1 protein-coding gene is annotated in these 266 nt (G+C 76.7%); it reads right to left on the minus strand.

Annotation, left to right across the window (positions count from 1 at the left end; genetic code table 11):
• On the minus strand, positions 1-266 hold a 266-nt coding region (locus KZZ06_RS21095; RefSeq protein ID WP_219581902.1), incomplete at both ends, for a hypothetical protein.

The raw sequence follows: 266 nt of genomic DNA on the forward strand, positions 1-266 counted from the left end.
TGGCCCGCCCGCGCAAGGGCCGCTTCGACCGCCTCGGGGGTGATCCAGATCCGCTCCAGCGGGCGGTCGGCGGCGCGCAGCATCGCGGCCTCGCAGGCGGCGATGCCCGGGCTGGTCCAGCACGCGTGGGCGCCCGGCACCCTCTCGGCGGCGCTCAGTGGCAGCAGCGTGCCGTCCCGCTCCAGGCGGGCGAGCTCCGCCTCCACGGCATCGACCCCGAGTCCCTGCACGCCAGCGAGCTCCAGAGCGCGCTGGAGCAGGTCCTT

This window comes from Sulfitobacter sp. CW3, assembly GCF_019392245.1.
GTDB lineage: Bacteria > Pseudomonadota > Alphaproteobacteria > Rhodobacterales > Rhodobacteraceae > Sulfitobacter.